This window comes from Sodalis sp. RH16 (assembly GCF_047324245.1).
Taxonomy (GTDB): domain Bacteria; phylum Pseudomonadota; class Gammaproteobacteria; order Enterobacterales; family Enterobacteriaceae; genus Acerihabitans; species Acerihabitans ligni.
Genome location: NZ_CP178737.1, coordinates 4316950 through 4333323, shown reverse-complemented (window position 1 = coordinate 4333323; position 16374 = coordinate 4316950). Strand labels below are relative to the sequence as shown.

Sequence of the window (16374 nt, the reverse complement as noted above, 5' to 3'; positions counted from 1 at the left end):
TGGCATGCTCCTTAAGGTTTAACGGCGATCACGTCGATTTCCACCCACCACTCCGGGCGGGCCAGGTGGCTTATCATCAACCCGGTGGAGACCGGAAAAACGCCCTTTAACCAGCGTCCCATGATGTTGTAGACCGTTTCACGATAGCGTACATCGGTGAGATACACGGTGATTTTGCAGATGTCTTCCAGCTTGCTGCCGGCTTCTTCCAACAGCATATTGATGTTGTACATCGCCTGTTCGGTTTGCGCCGCCACGTCGCCGATGCCCACCGATTCGCGGGTATCGAGGTCCTGGCCTATCTGGCCGCGCAGGAAAATCATATTCCCCGCCACCACCGCCTGGCATAAATCGTTATCCAGCTTCTGTTCCGGATAGGTTTGCTTAGTATTGAACGGGCGAATACGGGTATGGACCATGTTTGTTTCTCCAAATTTCATGTTGGTACGTTTGCCGGCAACCGGGCCATCAGGCCAGAAATTGCTTCAGCTCCGGGGTTTGCGGATTGTCGAAAATCTCCGCTGGCGTGCCCACCTCGTGGACTTTGCCTTGATGCATAAATACGATGCGGTCGCTGACCTTGCGGGCGAAATTCATCTCATGGGTCACCATGATGATGGTCATTCCCTCCGCCGCCAGGGCTTCGATCACCTGCAGGACCTCCCCCACCAGTTCCGGGTCCAGAGCGGAGGTGATTTCATCGCACAGCAGCACCTCCGGCGTCATGGCCAGGGCCCGGGCGATAGCCACGCGCTGCTGCTGGCCCCCCGAGAGATTATCCGGCCAGGTGTCGAATTTTTCTTCCAGTCCGACGCGTTTCAATAACGTCCGGGCCGCGCGCTCCGCCACTTCCTTCGGCATTTTTTTCACCAGCGACGGGGCCAGCATGATATTTCTGCCCACCGTCAGATGCGGGAAAAGATTAAAGCTTTGAAAAATCATGCCGACGTTCTGGCGCAAATCACGCATGGCGGCCGGGTCATGCTGTTTGATGGCCTGCCCGTCCACGGTCAGCGTCCCTTCTTCAAAACTTTCCAGGCCGTTAATGCAGCGCAGCAGCGTGCTTTTGCCCGAGCCGCTTTTGCCCAGGATGCATACCACCTCCTGGCGTTTAATCTGCAAATCAATGCCCTTGAGCACTTCGTTATCGCCAAAGCGCTTGTGCAGGCCCTGGATATCCACCACCGCGAAAGGTTTATCCGTCGAAAGTTCACTCATGCCGGTTGGCTCCACGGGTTAACTGTTTTTCCAAATGCCGGCTCCACCAGGAGAGGGGGAAGCACAGCACAAAATAGAGCAGCGCCACGCTGCCGTAGACCAGGAAAGGTGAAAACGTGGCATTGGAAATGATTTGCCCCGAGCGCGTCAGCTCCACGAAGCCGATAACCGACGCCAGGGCGGTGGCTTTGATGGCCTGCACCAGGAAACCCACCGTGGGCGCCAGGGCCAGCCGGAACGACTGGGGCAAAATGACATAGCGCAGCTGCTCGCCGAAAGAGAGCGCGAGACTGGCGGACGCTTCCCACTGCTGGCGGGGTATGCTCTCCACGCTGCCGCGCCAGATATCCGTCAGGTACGCGCTGGCATAGAGCGTCAGGCAAATGCTGGCGGCAAACAGCGGTGTGGTATTGATGCCGAACAGCGCCAGGCCGAAATAGGTGAGAAACAACTGCATCAGCAGTGGCGTGCCCTGGAACAGATTTACATACAGGATCACCAGCCATTGCAGCCATCTTCGGTGCGACAGGCGCATAATCAGCAAGAGGGCGCCGACGATACCGCCGCCCACAAATGCAATGGCGGACAATCCCACGGTCCAGCGCAGCGCCAGCAGCAGATTGCGAAAAATATCCCATAGGGTGAAATCGCTCATGGCCGTTTCCTCGCTGCCGGTCCGAAAATAAACCGCGGCCCTATCCAGCCGAGGAACTGGCGTACAAACACCGCCATCGCCAGATAAATCACCGCCGCGATAATAAATGATTCAAAATTGCGGAATGAGCGGCTGGCGATGAGATTGGCGCTGAACGACAGCTCCTCGGTGGAAATCTGGCTGCATACCGCTGACCCGAGCATAATGATAATCACCTGGCTTATCAGTGCCGGCCAGACCCTGGACAGCGACGGCGGCAGCACCACCCGGGAGAATATCTGCCAGCGGTTCATCGCCAGACTCTGCGCCGCTTCCACCTGACTGCGGGGCGTGGCGTCGATACCGGCGCGGGTGATCTCCCCCGCATAGGCCGCCAGGTTGAGGATCAGCGACAAAATGCTGGCGGTGATGGCGGATAAATGCAGGCCCAGCGCCGGCAAGCCGAAGTAGATAAAAAAGAGCTGCACGATATAAGGCGTATTTCGCACCAGCTCGATGTAACATCCCGTCAGATGGCGCAGCCAGGCACTGCCGTGGGCCCTCGTCCAGCCGCAGGCGATGCCGAGAATCAGGCCGAGCACCGTGGACACCAGCGTCATCGCCAGGGTGATCAGGGTGCCCTTGAGCAGCAACGGCCACTGCTGCAGTACCGAGGAAAAATCAAATATCATCGCCCGGGCTCCTTGGGTATTTGTATCATTCCCGAAAGGGCATTCACATCGTCCAACGCCGGCAGCCCCCACAGCGTCCCGGCCAGCCGATTTGCCGCCGCCGGTTCCATGACCCTGCCCGCACAGCGCAGGAATTTGTTTTCCAGCGCCTTATCGCTCAATGGGTAATCGGCGCTGCCGGTGGCCTTGGGAATAAAACAGCTGAAGGTCTTGCCGTCATGCAGACTGAGCGTAACCTCGGCCCCTTCCGGCGCGACGGTGAGCAGGGCGGGATCGTCCCAGCGCGGGCCGGTTATCATGCTTACCCGTTCCATTAAGGCCGTCAGCGTCTTATCCGCCATCAGCGCATCGTCCAGATGCTCGAGTGTCAGTTCGCCGTACAGCAGGGAAGCCGCCACGGCAAAAGGCAAACTGAACTGCCCCTGCTGTCCGCTGCGGGGATGGGAATAAATAAGATTGGCCGCCACCACCGGCGGCACATCACAGACGATGCCGGCTAACTGCGGCCATGCTATGCCGTGGTCCGCCGCCAGCTTCAGCACCCCGTCCACCGCCGCATGGGACGACAGGCATACCGGGATGCGCTTGACGTCCACACCCGGCGATAACAAACACCAGTCGTCCCCCGGCGGAGTGAGCCAGCCGCCGTCAAGCCGCCCGTCGTTACACAGCGCCGCCAGGCCGTAGGCATTCTCCAGGACATCGAGGGGCCCCCCCGCGCCCTGCTCCGCCAGCAGCGCCGCCGTCACGCCGGCCTCGGCGGCACGGCCCGCCAGCAGCGGCTTGGCATCGCTGCCGAACACGCTTTTCATGCCGCCGGTGCCGGCAATGGCCAGCCCCAGGGCGCGGGCGGTGGTTTCAGCGTCCAGCGCCATGAGTTTTGCGGCCGCGGCGCAGGCGCCAATCACCCCCAGCACGCCGGTGGTCCACCAGCCGCGATCGTAAAGGGGGCGGCCCAACGCCATACCGACCCGGTACTGGCATTCCGCTCCCGCCGCCAGGGCGGTGAGCATTGCCGGGCCGCCGGCGCGGCGTGTCTGCGCGACGGCTAACGCCGCAGGCACGATCACCGCCGAACCATGCACAAACCCGGCGTAGCAGTTATCGTCAAAATCCAGGGCGTGGGCGGCTACTCCGTTGGCAAAAGCCGCCGCCGGCGCGCTCACCAGCAGAGCGTCCCCCGCCACCGCGGCGCCGCCCGCGGCGGCATTCACCGCGATGACCCGGCGAGCCCGCCCGGCGACGGCGGTGGCCGAACCCGCCAGCATGACCCCCAGCGTATCCATCAGGCAGCGGGTGGCCACCCGGCCTACCGCGCCCGGCACATCCGCGGGCGTCAGCGCCGTCAGCCAGTGCGCCAGGGTTAGGGTACCGCTTGTCGTCGTCATCTCATCAGGTCCTGTCATTTATTCCGGCAGGTCGCCGGCCGGCGCGCCCAGCCATTTCTGGGAAATCTTGTCCAGTGTCCCGTCCGCCTTGGCGGCGCGCAGGATCTCGTTGACTTTATTCACCAGTTCCGGCTGGCCTTTGGGCATACCCACATAGCAGGGGGAATTGGACAAAATCACTTTCAGCTGCAAATCCAGCCCCGGGTGTTTTTGCTGCATGGCGGCGGCTACCGTGGTACCGATGGCCGTCAGCTGGGTTTGGCCGGAGAGAAACGCCGAGATGGTGCTGTTGTTATCCTCGAACCGCTTCACCTCGGCATTGGGCGCCAGACGGGTCAGCTCTTCATCCTGCATCGATCCGCGGGTCACGGAAACGGTTTTACCCGCCAGTTCGGCATAGCTCTTGGCGGGAGTCTTGGCGCCGCCGAAGACCGCATCAAAAAACGGCGCATAGGCGATACTGTAATCAATGACCTTGGCGCGTTCGGCGGTTTTGCCCAGCGACGAAATGGTCATGTCCGCTTTACCGGTTTGCAGATAGGGCACCCGGTTCGGCGCGGTCACCGGCACCAGTGTCACCTTTGCCCCGAGCTTCTCGCCAATCAGGTTGGCCACATCGATATCCAGCCCCTGCGGCACCATATCGCCGCCCACATAGCCATAGGGCGGATAATCCACCGGCACCGCCACCCGCAGGGTTTTCTGGCTGACGATGGTATCGAGCAGATTGGCGGCGTTGGCCGTCATCATGGAAAAAGCGGCCAGCGTGCCCACCAGTATTGATATCGCAAAACGTCTTTTCATTATGCAAATCCTGAATAGTCAAAGGTTAAGATAGGGTGTGGAAGGCAGGGCGGCCTGAAGGCCCCCTTGCCTGACCGGCGCAAGGCATAACACTGTTTCCGCAGCTGTCCCGGCCTGTCCCGGCGCAGGACGCGCCGCGCTATTTTTTAAAGTATCCGGCCCGAACCGCGGTACCGATCAGGTTGACAAAAAACCGGCAGGCGGTGATAGCGGTAATGCCGTTAAGATCTTTTTTCGGGGTGATTTCGACGATATCCATGCCGACCACCCGGCCTTTTTTCACCAGGCCCTGAATGATTTTACGCGCCTCGGAATAGGTGACGCCCCCAAGAGCCGGGCCGGCGACGGCGGGCATAATGGTGGGATCAATGCCGTCGGCATCCAAAGTCAGGTAGTAGTTACCGCCGTCGGGGATGCGGCTTAAAATCGCCTCGGCCCCGACATCATGCAGTTCATCGGCGGTAATCAGGTGCGAACCGTAAGCCAGCGCGGCGTCCACTTCTTCCTGGCGGGCCGAGCCATTGGCCCGCAGGCCGATTTGGAAAATCTCGCCGATATGTTCCATTTCCGACGCCCGGCGGATAGGGCTGGACAGGCCGTCGGTCACGCCGTTGACTTCCTGCCGCCAATCCAGATGGGCATCGATTTGAATCAGGGTAATGGGACCCATGCTGTCCATGGCCCGCAGCACCGGAATCGGCACGCCGTGGTCGCCGCCGATCACCAGCGGCAAACCGCCGAGGGAGAGGATTTTGCGTATCACCGCTTCGGCGGCGGCATAATGCCCGCCCAATGCGCGCGCATCGCCGACGATATCGCCGCAATCCACCATGCGGATCGGCTGGTTGTCCATCAGCGGGCCGCCGATATCAAAATCGTAGCGTTCTATGCTGCGCACCGCGCGATCGGAGGCCTGGCGCACCGCGGTGGGGGCATTGGTCTGATCGCAGGTGACGTCGTCAATGGAATAAGGCGAACCGTAAGGTATGCCCAGCACCGCGATATCCACCGAGTCGAGGCTGTTTAAATCACTGACGACCTCGGAGTACAGCAGGCTCTTGTGGCCGTGCTTTGGCGCGGTGGTCAGTTCCGGTTTGTATTCACTCATGTTGTTTTCCTATAAAAATTTCATCACGCTGGGGGTTGGGCCGGTCAAGGAGGTATCACTCGGTGCTCCACCACTCGCCCATAGCCCATAATTTTTCCTCGGTATCGCTCACCGAGGCGCGCACATCCACCTTCGCGGTGGCGGCCATCAGTGCCACCAGCAGTTCGCTCACCAGGAAAGCCGGTGTCAGCGTATCGAAAAAGGACGTGGTCTGTTTTTTCACCAGGATCGTCTCGCCGGCCAGCCGCGCCACCGGCGAGCTGGCGTTGTCGCTGATGGCGACGATTTTGACTTTCTGCTGGGACAGATAGCGGGTCAGGGCCACGGAGCGGCGCGCATAGGGCGACAGGCTGCACACCAGCAGAGCGTCCCTGGGACCCATATTGCTCATCAGGGACATGATGCCGCTCTCCCCCGCCCCTTCCACCAAATGGACGTTATGCTGGAAATAGGCGGCCACATGGCAGAAATGAAACGCCACCGGGAACGACGATCGCAGCCCCAGACAGTAGATATCCCGCGCCGACGACAGCGTTTTGGCGGCCCGCACGATGGCCGCCAGGTTATCGGGCCGGCACAGCTGCTGGATATGGCCGGTGGTGGTGTTGGCCAGATCCAGCAGCAGGGAGCTTTCTCCCACCTTTTGTTTCATTTCCACCAGCGCCGGCACCCGAGAACCATATTCATGACCTTTGGTACGCACGGCGTTGATAAAAATGTCCCGGATATCGTCATAACCCGACAAACCGATGCGTTTCGCCAGCCGGGTCATGGTGGACGGAGGGATACCCGCCAGACGGGCCTGCTCGCGCATGGACATCACCGCCACTTCCTGCGGATGATCAAGGACAAAACTGGCCGCCTGCCGCACCTGTTTCGGCAAGGATTCGTATTGCGCTTTAATGGCCTGACACAGAGCAAGCTGATCCATAGGGTTATCCGTTTTTTGATTCGTCCCAATCATAATTGCAACGGATATGCCAATAATGATTCATTATGATTCAATTGATTCATTAGCGATGCGGCCGGAGGGCGGACTACCAGGAGTAACATCAGGAGAAATAATGAGCCAGGAGGTTAAATGGGGTGATTTATTTGATTCAAATTTGACTGAATTTAATTTTTTCGCTGACAGATCGGCAGTGAAAAATCCATGTAACCCGGACGGTACCCTGCACGATAAGCGGGCCTTGGCTGCACTAAGCCAGTGCATTTTCGTCTCATCGCACCAATAAGGACAAGTCCAGATCGCATTGGCGATAGAGTCTGGCGGCGGGGGGAATGGCGATTATCGGTGCCCCCCTTTTTTTATTGCCGTTTGGCAAAATGATAGTGCTAATTCACATGCGAGTCAGTCTCAACCACGTAGAATAATAGTGATCTTCATTCATGGGAGGCTAAGATTAGATTTCCCTTTCCAGCAGGAAGATGGCCTGTTATTATTTTTTTTAAATACTAAATTAAATTAACCGCTTTAGCATTACACATAAGATAAAAAAAATAAATAAAAAATAACCAATAAATAACATTGATTTAATTTAACTGTTTTTATTCAAAAAAATTAAATTCACCAGGATACCAACTCATGGAAAAAATTATATCTTCCATCAAAGAAATTATAACTGACGTATTAATTTATACCCCGGTATTATCCTTGTTCATGTTGCCTATAACCCGGGCGCGCAATCTTCCCAAAACAGAAGACAGGATGCGTGAGGAGGAATACCAAAACCAGGGCCGAGAACTTCACCAATTGGCACAAAACGTCAGCTCTATGAACCTTGGAGCGCCGGGTTTTTCAACGGCGCCGACATTTCAAGTCAACACCGTAACGCAGGCCGCGCTGGCCGGGCTCTATTTGACGCATACGCTGACGCCGCAGCTGGAAAATAGTTTGAGAGCGGGCAATGAAATCAAAAACCAATTTAATAAAGATGTATTCACTTATACGCCTCCCTTACCTTATCTCACTGATAATTATTTACCCAATGAGGAGCCTAATGACATATTACCCATAGAAAATTATCCAAAGGCACCGCTTAATGTCATGTTTTTACCGGACCACACCCTTCTGTTGGCGAAGAATACGCGCTTTTTCCCGCTTTCCGACGATCATCCTCTTTTTTCGGTCCCTTCTCCCGCGCCATTGCCGGTGGAAGACACAACGTCCAACGCCGCCACCCCTTTCATAATTTAGGAGAAATATTAATTATGCGATTCGCGGAATATTTTACCTGTTGCCCGAAGCAAGATTTTTCAGATGGCAACGCTCAGTTAAGAAATAGCGATTGGGCTCCCGCTTATCAAGGGAGTTGGGAATGTTGGGCCAAAGAAGCTTGGTTTGAAGAAAAGAAAAATAGGCAAATAGCCTGGCACAGATTAAAAGAATGTTACCTACATCGGCAGGAAGAACTTGATTTATCCCATCTCGGATTGCGCTGCTTGCCGATATTACCCCGCCAGGTGAAAATCCTCAATGCCAGCCACAATAAGTTAACCGGCTTACCTTATCCCTATCCAGCAAAACTCATTCAGGTTGACCTTAGTAACAATGATATTGAACAAGTCCCTTCAGATTTACTTTATGAGGCGGAAGAGTTAATTCTTACTGGGAATCCTCTGAACAAAAAATTTAGGAAGACATTGCATTACCCGACGATGACCCATGTGAAATTTGAGGAAAACCCGCCAAAGCCACCTCACCACACGGAACAATGTGTTGTGATGAACATAAGATGGCCAAGCGAAGCGACCGTTAAACTCTCGACAAAAAAATGACGGCAATGAACTAGGGGGTAACCCCTTATTTAAGTCTCTCTTTCAGCGCTATGCCCCGGCACTCGCGCAAACTCTCTAGCATTATACCAAGGGGAAAACATAGTACGCACGAGTCATTAAATTTTAATCATTTTCTTTCTTATAATGCTCAATAAGAAACGCCGCCAGCACCCGCGCATGGTTACGCTCCCTGTCGCGGGAGGCATACAGCAGCGTGACGTTCCCATGCCCGGCGCGATCGAGTAACGGGGTCCAGGCAGGTTGGTTCGTCCCAAGCTCCCGGCGGTAGGCTGTGCCAAATTCATCAAAATTTAACGATGCGTTATGAAAGGCTGTTCTTAAGCCGCTGGACGGCGCCACATCCCGGCACCATTCGTCATAGGCCAGGTCGGTTTTTTTTAATCCCCGCGGCCACATGCGATCGACCAGCACCCGATAACCATCGTCTTTTTCAACGCGATCGTAGACCCGTTTGCATGATATGGTCATTTTTTACTCCGGTATTTTTCCGGTAATGGCGGAACAGGACGTTTGCCATCCAGCAAATGTCGCAAGGCCAATAGCGGATGACGCCATAACATCCGGGGACCGGCCCAGCGCATGATTTGCTTTATTTCTTCCCGCTTGGCGAAGGGATAGCAGTGAACGGGACAGTGTTTACAGGCCGGTTTTTCTTCGCCGAAGACACAGCAATCGAGGCGTTTAGCGGCGTATTCATACAGTGCCTGATAATGAAAGGGATCGGGCAAGGCTTCCGGGCTGCGGCGCGCATAGAGCTCAATCATTTTGTAAAGGGTGAGCTTCTCTCGCAAAATCCGCTTTCCTGTCATTGTAGGCATCCTCAACGAAACACGCTTTTCTTAGTGCCGGTTGCGCACCAGTTGGTAACGCCGGGTCAGGTACTCCACCGGCGCGCTCCAGATATGCACCAGCCGGCAGAACGGAAACAGCAGAAACAGCGTCATGCCCAGCACCAGGTGCAGGCGGTAGATAAACGCCACGCCGGCAAGGTGCGCCGAGGCGCCGGTATGGAAAGTCACCACCGCCTGCGCCCAGCCCACCAGCTTCATCATTTCGCTGCCGTCCGGGTGCCGGGCGGAAAACGGAATGGTCAGCAGGCCGAGGCAGACCTGTACCACCAGCAGGGTGAGGATCATGATATCCCCAAAGCTGGAATTGGCCCGCACGCGCGGATTCAACAATCGGCGTTTTAACAGCAGCCCGCCCCCCGCCAGGGTCAGCAGCCCGCAAATCCCCCCGGCCCCCATGGCCAGCTTTTGTTTCAGCGCCACGGACAAAAAGGGCTCATAGACCCAGTGGGGCGTCAGCAGGCCGAACAAATGGCCAAAAAAGATGCCGAGGATACCGATATGAAACAGGTTGGACGCCAGGCGCATCCCCTTTTTGTCCAGTATCTGGCTCGATCCGGCCCGCCAGCTATATTGCCCGTAGTCATAGCGAACCCAGCTGCCGATGAGGAATACCGCGCCGGCGATATAGGGATAGATATCGAAAAAGAATGCATTGAGAAATGCCATGATTATTGTCCTTTGCTGTCGGCGGCCGGCCGCGCCGGGGCTTGTCCGATATCCAGATATTGCGGCGCCACCGCGCCGGCAAAACGACGTTGGTGCCGGGTCTGCTCCGCCGTGTCACAGCCCTCCCCGCCCAGGAACGTGACCTGCTCCTCTTCCCACACCGCGTCCAGCGCCGCCGGGGTGTCGTCCCGCGCTTCGCCGGCAATCTGTTCCCGCAGGGTCGTGCTGCGCAGTTCGCTGTCGCACAGGCTCAGCAGGAGATCGAACAGTTCGGCATAGCGGCTCTCGCGCTGCCGCAGCCGCGCCCCCAGCAGAGCCAGGATGGGCGCGATATCACGCAGCCCTTCCTGGGCGTCATCCGGCGGGCACAGGGAGAGGTATTCCAGATACAGCGGCAAAAAGTCCGGCAGCTCGCGGCTATCTAGCCGCAGACCGGCATCGCGATACTGCTGCAGCAAATCCACCATCGCCTGGCCGCGATCCCGTGATTCGCCGTGGACATGCTCGAACAGCAGCAGCGACATGGCGCGGCCTCTGTCGAACAGTCCGCAATAGGCTTCCTGGGCGTCCAGCAGCGTTCCGTCGCAGTACCGCAGGATAAAATCCGTCAGCGGCGCGCGTTGGGCGGCGGTAAGCTCAGCGGCGGCCCGGACCGCCGAGTTAAGCGCTGCCCGGTTATCCCGGACATCCTGCTGCGGATAATCCAGCAACATGCCGATAATCTTCAGGCTAATCATGGGAACCCCCACGGGCGGTGTTACCGCTGATATCGATGGCGTCGATACGGCGGGTATCGAACAGATTGAAACGGCTGTCGCCGCCGCGGCAGCCGTCGCCAAAGCTGAAACCACAGCCCCTGCTCTCCGGGAAGGCTTCCCGCGCCAGCTCCCGATGGCTGGAGGGCACCACGAAACGATCCTCATAGTTGGCGATGGCCAGGTAGCGGTACATTTCCCGGGCCTGCGCCTCGGTGAGTCCCACCTCGTCCAAGGCGCTGATATCCGATATCCCCTCCACGGTTTCGGCGCGTTTGTAATGGCGCATGGCCAACAAACGTTTCAACGCCAGCAGCACCGGCGCGGTATCGCCGGCAGTGAGCATATTGGCCAGGTACTGTACCGGTATGCGCAGGCTTTCCACATCCGGCAGCACGCCGCTCAGGGGCAAATTTCCGCCGTCGGCGGCGGACTGGATGGGGGACAGCGGCGGGACATACCAGACCATCGGCAGCGTACGGTATTCCGGATGCAGCGGCAGCGCCAGCTTCCAGTCCACCGCCAGCTTATAGACCGGGGACTGCTGGGCCGCGTCGATTACCCCCTGGGGTATGCCGTCCCGCAGCGCCTGGGCGATAACCTGCGGATCGTTGGGATCGAGAAAAATATCCAGCTGGCTTTGGTAGAGATGCTGCTCATCTTCCGCCAGCGCCGCCTGTTCGATGCGGTCGGCGTCATAGAGCAGAACCCCCAGATAGCGGATGCGCCCGACGCAGGTTTCTGAGCAGACGGTGGGCTGCCCCGCTTCGATACGCGGATAGCAGAAAATGCATTTCTCCGACTTGCCGCTTTTCCAGTTGAAGTAAATCTTTTTGTAGGGGCAGCCGGTAAGGCACATGCGCCAGCCGCGGCATTTGTCCTGGTCGATAAGCACGATGCCGTCTTCGCCGCGCTTGTAAATAGCGCCGCTCGGGCAGGTCGCCACGCAGGCCGGATTAAGGCAGTGCTCGCACAGGCGGGGCAAATACATCATAAAGGTGTTTTCATACTCGCCGTACATGGCTTTTTGCATATTATCGAAGTTGCGGTCCCGGGCGCGCTGTTCAAACTCGCCGCCGAGGATATCTTCCCAGTTCGCGCTGCCGACAATCTTTTTCATTCGCCGGCCGGACAGCAGCGATCGGGGACGCGCCACCGGCTGGTGTTTACCCGCCGGCGCGGTATGCAGGTTTTGGTAGTCGTAATCGAACGGCTCGTAATAGTCATCGATTTCCGGCATATGGGGGTTGGCGAAGATATTCGACAGCAGCCCGACGCGGCTGCCCATGCGCGGCTGCAGCCGGCCCTTGATGGTGCGAATCCAGCCCCCCTGCCACTTTTCCTGGTCTTCCCAGGCATTGGGATAACCGATGCCAGGCTTGCTCTCGACGTTGTTGAACCATGCGTATTCCATGCCTTCCCGGCTGGTCCAGACATTTTTACAGGTCACCGAACAGGTGTGGCATCCGATGCATTTATCAAGATTGAGCACCATGCCTACTTGGGAGCGAATGTTCATTTTACCCTCGCCGTATAGTGTGAGGTTCCCGCCGCCGCGTTGCCCTGGGCGTCGTCATTGCCTTCGCCGTCCAGCCAGTCGATACGGTCCATTCTGCGGATCACCACGTATTCATCGCGATTGGAGCCGACGGTGCCGTAGTAGTTGAAGCCGTAGGCCAACTGGGCATAACCGCCGATCATATGTGTGGGTTTCGGGCAGACCCGGGTCACGGAATTATGTATACCGCCGCGCTGGCCGGTGATTTCCGAACCGGGGAGATTCATGATCCGCTCCTGGGCGTGATACATCATGATCATGCCGGCGGGAATGCGTTGGCTCACCACCGCCCTGGCGCTGAGGGCGCCGTTGGCGTTGAACGCTTCCACCCAGTCGTTATCGGCAATGCCCAGTTCCCGCGCGTCATCCTCGCTTAACCAGAGGATCGGTCCCCCCCTGGAGAGGGTCAGCATCAGCAGGTTGTCGCTGTAGGTGGAGTGAATGCCCCATTTCTGATGCGGCGTCAAAAAGTTCAGCGCCTTCTCCGGATTGCCGTTGGGTTTAAGATTCAGCTGCGACACGGCGGCGCGGGTATCGATGGGGGGGCGATAGACCGGCAGGCTTTCGCCAAACGCGCGCATCCACTCATGGTCCTGATAGAGCTGCTGCCGGCCCGACAAGGTGCGCCAGGGAATGAGTTCATGCACATTGGTATAGCCGGCGGTGTAGGAGACATGTTCATCCTCCAGTCCGGACCAGATGGGGCTGGAGATGATTTTACGCGGCTGCGCCTGCAAATCTCGGAAACGGATTTTTTCGTCTTCTTTATTGAGGGCCAGATGGCGGTGATCAAGGCCGGTGGCGACCCCTAGCGACGTCCAGGCCTTTACCGCCACCTGGCCGTTGGTTTCCGGCGCCAGCGACAGAATCACTTCCGCGGCATCAACGGCGGTATCGATATTGGGACGGCCGGCGGCGGCGCCGTCGAGCTTGGCGCGGTTCAGCTTGCGCAGGAAATCCACTTCCGTCAGGGTATCCCAGTTGATGCCCTTGCCGCCGTTGCCGAGCTTATCCATCAGCGGACCCAGAGAGGTGAAGCGTTCATAGGTATTGGGGTAGTCTCGTTCCACCACCATGAGATGAGGCGCGGTTTTACCCGGAATCAGCGGGCATTCGCCCTTTTTCCAGTCCGTCACGCCATAGGGCTGCGCCAGTTCGGCATTGGAATCGTGCTGGATGGGCAGGGTCACCACATCCGTTTCCACCCCCAGATGCCCCCGGCAAACCTGTGAAAACGCCTTGGCGATGCCTTTATAGATTTCCCAATCGCTTTTTGATTCCCAGGCCGGGTCCACCGCGGCCGAAAAGGGGTGGATAAAGGGGTGCATATCGGAGGTATTCAAATCGTCCTTTTCATACCAGGTGGCGGTGGGCAGCACGATATCGGAATAAAGGCAGGTGCTGGACATGCGGAAATCCAGCGTCACCACCAAATCGAGCTTGCCTTCGCCTCCCTGCTCCCGCCACTCCGCCTCCTCCGGCATCACGCCCCCCTGCCGGCCGAGATCCTGGCCCTGGATGCCGTGCTCGGTGCCCAGCAGGTATTTCAGCATGTATTCATGGCCTTTGCCGGAGGATCCGAGCAAATTGGAGCGCCAGACAAACAGGTTGCGAGGAAAGTTTTGCGGGTCATCCGGCTGCTCGGCGGCAAAGCGCAGCGAGCCATCCTGCAGCCCCTTCACGCTGTACTCCTGCGGCGTGAGTCCGGCGGCTTTGGCGCTGTGGGCAATGGAGAGCGGATTGGTATTGAGCTGCGGCGCGGAAGGCAGCCAGCCCATGCGTTCGGCGCGGATGTTGAAATCGATCAGGCTGCCGGTGAAGCGGGACTTATCCGCCAGGGGGGACAGCAGTTCCTGGGGCGACAGGGTCTCATAACGCCACTGGCTGGAGTGGTTGTAGAAAAACGAGGTGCTGTTCATTTGCCGGGGCGGGCGCTGCCAGTCCAGGCCGAAGGCCAGCGGCAGCCAGCCGGTTTGCGGCCGCAGCTTTTCCTGGCCGACATAGTGCGCCCAGCCGCCGCCGCTTTGCCCGATGCAGCCGCAGAAAACCAGCATGTTGATCAGGCCCCGGTAGCTCATATCCATGTGGTACCAGTGGTTAATGCCGGCGCCGAGGATAATCATGGAGCGCCCATGGGTTTTATCGGCATTATCGGCGAATTCCCGCGCCACGCGGATGATATTCGCCCGGGAAACGCCGCTGACCTTTTCGCCCCAGGCCGGGCTGTAGGCCTTGATGTCATCGTAATCGCCGGCGCAGTTTTCATCCCCCAATCCGCGATCAATGCCGTAATTGGCCAGAGTCAGATCGTAGACGCTGGTGACCAGCGCTTCGCTGCCGTCCGCCAGAGTGAGGGATTTCACCGGTAAACGGTGCCGCAGGATATTATCCAGCGGCACCGAATTGAAATGTTCCCGTTCGGTACCGCCGAAGTAGGGAAACCCCACCTCCACCACCCGGTCATGGCGGTCCAGCAGGCTCAGCTGCAGGGTGGTTTCCCGGCCATCGCCGTCCAGCTGCTGCAGATTCCATTTGCCCTTTTCGCCCCAGCGGAAACCGATGGAACCCAGCGGCACCGTCAGTTCGCCGCTGCCGGCATCAATGGCCACGGTTTTCCACTGCGGGTTATTGCTCTGCCCCAGGCCTTCAACCAGATCGGCGGCCCGCAGCAACCGGCCGGCGGCATAATAGCCGTCCCGCTGCTCCAGCAGCACCAGCATGGGCATATCGGTGTAACGGCGGACATAATCCAGGAAATATGCGCTCTGCCGGTTGATATAAAACTCCTGCAGAATCACATGGCCCAGGGCCAATGCCAGCGCGCTGTCGGTGCCCTGCTTGGGATGCAGCCACAGGTCGCACAGCTTGGCCACCTCGGAATAGTCGGGCGTCACGGCGACGGTTTTGGTGCCCTTGTAGCGGACCTCGGTGAAAAAGTGGGCGTCCGGCGTCCGGGTCTGGGGTACGTTGGAGCCCCAGGCGATGATATAGGAGGAGTTGTACCAGTCCGCCGCTTCCGGCACATCGGTCTGTTCGCCCCAGGTCATGGGCGAGGCGGGGGGCAAATCGCAATACCAATCATAAAAACTCAGGCAAACGCCGCCGATAAGGGACAGATAACGGGTGCCGGCGGCGTAGGACACCATCGACATCGCCGGGATGGGGGAAAAGCCGATGATGCGATCCGGGCCGTAGGTTTTCGCGGTATAGACATTGGCGGCGGCAATCAGCTCATTGGCTTCCTCCCAGGTGGTGCGGACAAATCCGCCGCGTCCGCGCGCCTGTTTGTAGCGCCGGACGGCGGCGGGGTTGTCCATGATGGCCGCCCAGGCATCCACCGGATCTTCATGCGCCCCACGGGCCTCGCGCCATAAAGAGAGCAGCAGCTTGCGCATTTGGGGATATTTCAACCGGTTGGCGCTGTAAAGATACCAGGAGTAGCTGGCGCCGCGCGGGCACCCCCGCGGCTCGTGGTTCGGCATATCCGGCCGGGTGCGGGGGTAATCGGTTTGCTGGGTTTCCCAGGTCACCAGACCGTTTTTGACATAGATTTTCCAGCTGCATGAGCCGGTACAGTTCACGCCATGGGTGGACCGCACGATTTTGTCGTGCTGCCAGCGGCTACGGTAGCCGTCTTCCCAATCGCGGTTGGTATTCAGCGTCTGGCCGTGGCCGTCGGCGAAGGGCTTGTCCAACTGGCTGAAATAGCGGAACCTGTCGAGAAATTTGCTCATCCGGGTGTCTCCAGGTTGATGATGAAAGGCTGCCCATGCAGTTTGAGCTCAATGACATAGTGCCCGGTCGGGACAGGATGCCGGATCGTATCAATACGGTAAGTCCTGCCGTGAATCCATCCATGGCGCGGACGGTTTACTCTTCCGGCATCCTGTCCCTCCTTATT

17 protein-coding genes are annotated in these 16374 nt (G+C 58.2%); 3 read left to right on the top strand and 14 right to left on the bottom strand.

All coding sequences use genetic code 11. The features are described from left to right. Positions 1-11: 11 nt before the first annotated feature. The 8 genes from ACL2XJ_RS19845 to ACL2XJ_RS19810 form a co-directional block, all read right to left on the bottom strand. Positions 12-419, bottom strand: a complete 408-nt coding sequence (locus tag ACL2XJ_RS19845) for a RidA family protein (RefSeq protein WP_165934117.1) — start codon at positions 417-419, stop codon at positions 12-14. 49 nt (positions 420-468) lie between these two features. Beyond that, the gene (locus ACL2XJ_RS19840; protein WP_413724236.1) at positions 469-1218 is read right to left on the bottom strand and encodes an amino acid ABC transporter ATP-binding protein; all 750 of its coding nucleotides are present in this window, start codon (positions 1216-1218) and stop codon (positions 469-471) included. Next, positions 1211-1873, bottom strand: coding sequence for an amino acid ABC transporter permease (locus ACL2XJ_RS19835; protein WP_203521712.1), 663 nt, complete (start codon positions 1871-1873; stop codon positions 1211-1213). Before ACL2XJ_RS19835 ends, ACL2XJ_RS19840 begins: the two co-directional genes overlap by 8 nt. Next, positions 1870-2544 carry an amino acid ABC transporter permease gene (locus ACL2XJ_RS19830; protein ID WP_413724235.1) on the bottom strand — a complete coding sequence of 225 codons (675 nt, stop codon included), beginning with the start codon at positions 2542-2544 and terminating at the stop codon, positions 1870-1872. The genes ACL2XJ_RS19835 and ACL2XJ_RS19830 overlap by 4 nt, the downstream gene beginning before the upstream one ends. Beyond that, positions 2541-3932, bottom strand: a complete 1392-nt coding sequence (locus tag ACL2XJ_RS19825; protein WP_413724234.1) for an MmgE/PrpD family protein — start codon at positions 3930-3932, stop codon at positions 2541-2543. Before ACL2XJ_RS19825 ends, ACL2XJ_RS19830 begins: the two co-directional genes overlap by 4 nt. A gap of 18 nt (positions 3933-3950) precedes the next feature. Continuing rightward, positions 3951-4736 carry a transporter substrate-binding domain-containing protein gene (locus ACL2XJ_RS19820; protein ID WP_413724233.1) on the bottom strand — a complete coding sequence of 262 codons (786 nt, stop codon included), beginning with the start codon at positions 4734-4736 and terminating at the stop codon, positions 3951-3953. Between the two features lie 139 nt (positions 4737-4875). Then, on the bottom strand, positions 4876-5844 hold the full coding sequence (locus ACL2XJ_RS19815; protein ID WP_203521715.1) for an agmatinase: 969 nt from the start codon (positions 5842-5844) through the stop codon (positions 4876-4878). A 55-nt stretch (positions 5845-5899) separates the two neighbouring features. After that, positions 5900-6775, bottom strand: coding sequence for a MurR/RpiR family transcriptional regulator (locus tag ACL2XJ_RS19810; RefSeq protein WP_132921920.1), 876 nt, complete (start codon positions 6773-6775; stop codon positions 5900-5902). Positions 6776-6830: 55 nt separating this feature from the next. On the opposite strand from ACL2XJ_RS19810, the gene ACL2XJ_RS19805 reads away from it, so the two are divergent. The 3 genes from ACL2XJ_RS19805 (at position 6831) to ACL2XJ_RS19795 (ending at position 8622) form a co-directional block, all read left to right on the top strand. Further along, positions 6831-7079 carry a hypothetical protein gene (locus tag ACL2XJ_RS19805; RefSeq protein ID WP_413724232.1) on the top strand — a complete coding sequence of 83 codons (249 nt, stop codon included), beginning with the start codon at positions 6831-6833 and terminating at the stop codon, positions 7077-7079. Between the two features lie 350 nt (positions 7080-7429). After that, positions 7430-8041: a hypothetical protein gene (locus ACL2XJ_RS19800; protein WP_413724231.1), complete on the top strand. Its 612-nt coding sequence runs from the start codon at positions 7430-7432 to the stop codon at positions 8039-8041. A gap of 14 nt (positions 8042-8055) precedes the next feature. Continuing rightward, the gene (locus ACL2XJ_RS19795) at positions 8056-8622 is read left to right on the top strand and encodes a hypothetical protein (protein ID WP_413724230.1); all 567 of its coding nucleotides are present in this window, start codon (positions 8056-8058) and stop codon (positions 8620-8622) included. A gap of 123 nt (positions 8623-8745) precedes the next feature. Here ACL2XJ_RS19795 and ACL2XJ_RS19790 read toward each other — a convergent pair whose 3' ends face one another. Genes ACL2XJ_RS19790 through ACL2XJ_RS19765 form a run of 6 tightly spaced genes read right to left on the bottom strand, consistent with a single transcriptional unit; the run spans position 8746 to position 16207 of the window. Beyond that, entirely contained in the window at positions 8746-9111 is a 366-nt protein-coding gene (locus tag ACL2XJ_RS19790) for a DUF488 domain-containing protein (RefSeq protein WP_413724229.1), read from the bottom strand. Further along, the gene (locus tag ACL2XJ_RS19785; protein ID WP_413724228.1) at positions 9108-9452 is read right to left on the bottom strand and encodes a nitrous oxide-stimulated promoter family protein; all 345 of its coding nucleotides are present in this window, start codon (positions 9450-9452) and stop codon (positions 9108-9110) included. Before ACL2XJ_RS19785 ends, ACL2XJ_RS19790 begins: the two co-directional genes overlap by 4 nt. Before the next feature lie 30 nt (positions 9453-9482). Continuing rightward, the gene (gene narI, locus ACL2XJ_RS19780) at positions 9483-10160 is read right to left on the bottom strand and encodes a respiratory nitrate reductase subunit gamma (protein WP_413724227.1); all 678 of its coding nucleotides are present in this window, start codon (positions 10158-10160) and stop codon (positions 9483-9485) included. Between the two features lie 2 nt (positions 10161-10162). After that, on the bottom strand, positions 10163-10897 hold the full coding sequence (gene narJ / locus ACL2XJ_RS19775) for a nitrate reductase molybdenum cofactor assembly chaperone (protein WP_413724226.1): 735 nt from the start codon (positions 10895-10897) through the stop codon (positions 10163-10165). After that, on the bottom strand, positions 10890-12434 hold the full coding sequence (narH, locus tag ACL2XJ_RS19770; protein ID WP_413724225.1) for a nitrate reductase subunit beta: 1545 nt from the start codon (positions 12432-12434) through the stop codon (positions 10890-10892). The genes narJ and narH overlap by 8 nt, the downstream gene beginning before the upstream one ends. Next, positions 12431-16207, bottom strand: a complete 3777-nt coding sequence (locus tag ACL2XJ_RS19765) for a nitrate reductase subunit alpha (RefSeq protein WP_413724224.1) — start codon at positions 16205-16207, stop codon at positions 12431-12433. Before ACL2XJ_RS19765 ends, narH begins: the two co-directional genes overlap by 4 nt. Positions 16208-16374: the final 167 nt, after the last annotated feature.

Excerpts from the sequence above, each read along its gene's own strand:
- narJ (WP_413724226.1), bottom strand. The coding sequence starts at position 10,897 with ATGATTAGCCTGAAGATTATCGGCATGTTGCTGGATTATCCGCAGCAG.
- ACL2XJ_RS19835 (WP_203521712.1), bottom strand. The coding sequence starts at position 1,873 with ATGAGCGATTTCACCCTATGGGATATTTTTCGCAATCTGCTGCTGGCG.
- ACL2XJ_RS19820 (WP_413724233.1), bottom strand. The coding sequence starts at position 4,736 with ATGAAAAGACGTTTTGCGATATCAATACTGGTGGGCACGCTGGCCGCT.
- narI (WP_413724227.1), bottom strand. The coding sequence starts at position 10,160 with ATGGCATTTCTCAATGCATTCTTTTTCGATATCTATCCCTATATCGCC.
- ACL2XJ_RS19785 (WP_413724228.1), bottom strand. The coding sequence starts at position 9,452 with ATGACAGGAAAGCGGATTTTGCGAGAGAAGCTCACCCTTTACAAAATG.
- ACL2XJ_RS19825 (WP_413724234.1), bottom strand. The coding sequence starts at position 3,932 with ATGACGACGACAAGCGGTACCCTAACCCTGGCGCACTGGCTGACGGCG.
- ACL2XJ_RS19790 (WP_413724229.1), bottom strand. The coding sequence starts at position 9,111 with ATGACCATATCATGCAAACGGGTCTACGATCGCGTTGAAAAAGACGAT.
- ACL2XJ_RS19765 (WP_413724224.1), bottom strand. The coding sequence starts at position 16,207 with ATGAGCAAATTTCTCGACAGGTTCCGCTATTTCAGCCAGTTGGACAAG.
- ACL2XJ_RS19805 (WP_413724232.1), top strand. The coding sequence starts at position 6,831 with ATGATTCATTATGATTCAATTGATTCATTAGCGATGCGGCCGGAGGGC.
- ACL2XJ_RS19830 (WP_413724235.1), bottom strand. The coding sequence starts at position 2,544 with ATGATATTTGATTTTTCCTCGGTACTGCAGCAGTGGCCGTTGCTGCTC.
- ACL2XJ_RS19800 (WP_413724231.1), top strand. The coding sequence starts at position 7,430 with ATGGAAAAAATTATATCTTCCATCAAAGAAATTATAACTGACGTATTA.
- ACL2XJ_RS19840 (WP_413724236.1), bottom strand. The coding sequence starts at position 1,218 with ATGAGTGAACTTTCGACGGATAAACCTTTCGCGGTGGTGGATATCCAG.
- ACL2XJ_RS19795 (WP_413724230.1), top strand. The coding sequence starts at position 8,056 with ATGCGATTCGCGGAATATTTTACCTGTTGCCCGAAGCAAGATTTTTCA.
- ACL2XJ_RS19815 (WP_203521715.1), bottom strand. The coding sequence starts at position 5,844 with ATGAGTGAATACAAACCGGAACTGACCACCGCGCCAAAGCACGGCCAC.
- ACL2XJ_RS19810 (WP_132921920.1), bottom strand. The coding sequence starts at position 6,775 with ATGGATCAGCTTGCTCTGTGTCAGGCCATTAAAGCGCAATACGAATCC.
- narH (WP_413724225.1), bottom strand. The coding sequence starts at position 12,434 with ATGAACATTCGCTCCCAAGTAGGCATGGTGCTCAATCTTGATAAATGC.
- ACL2XJ_RS19845 (WP_165934117.1), bottom strand. The coding sequence starts at position 419 with ATGGTCCATACCCGTATTCGCCCGTTCAATACTAAGCAAACCTATCCG.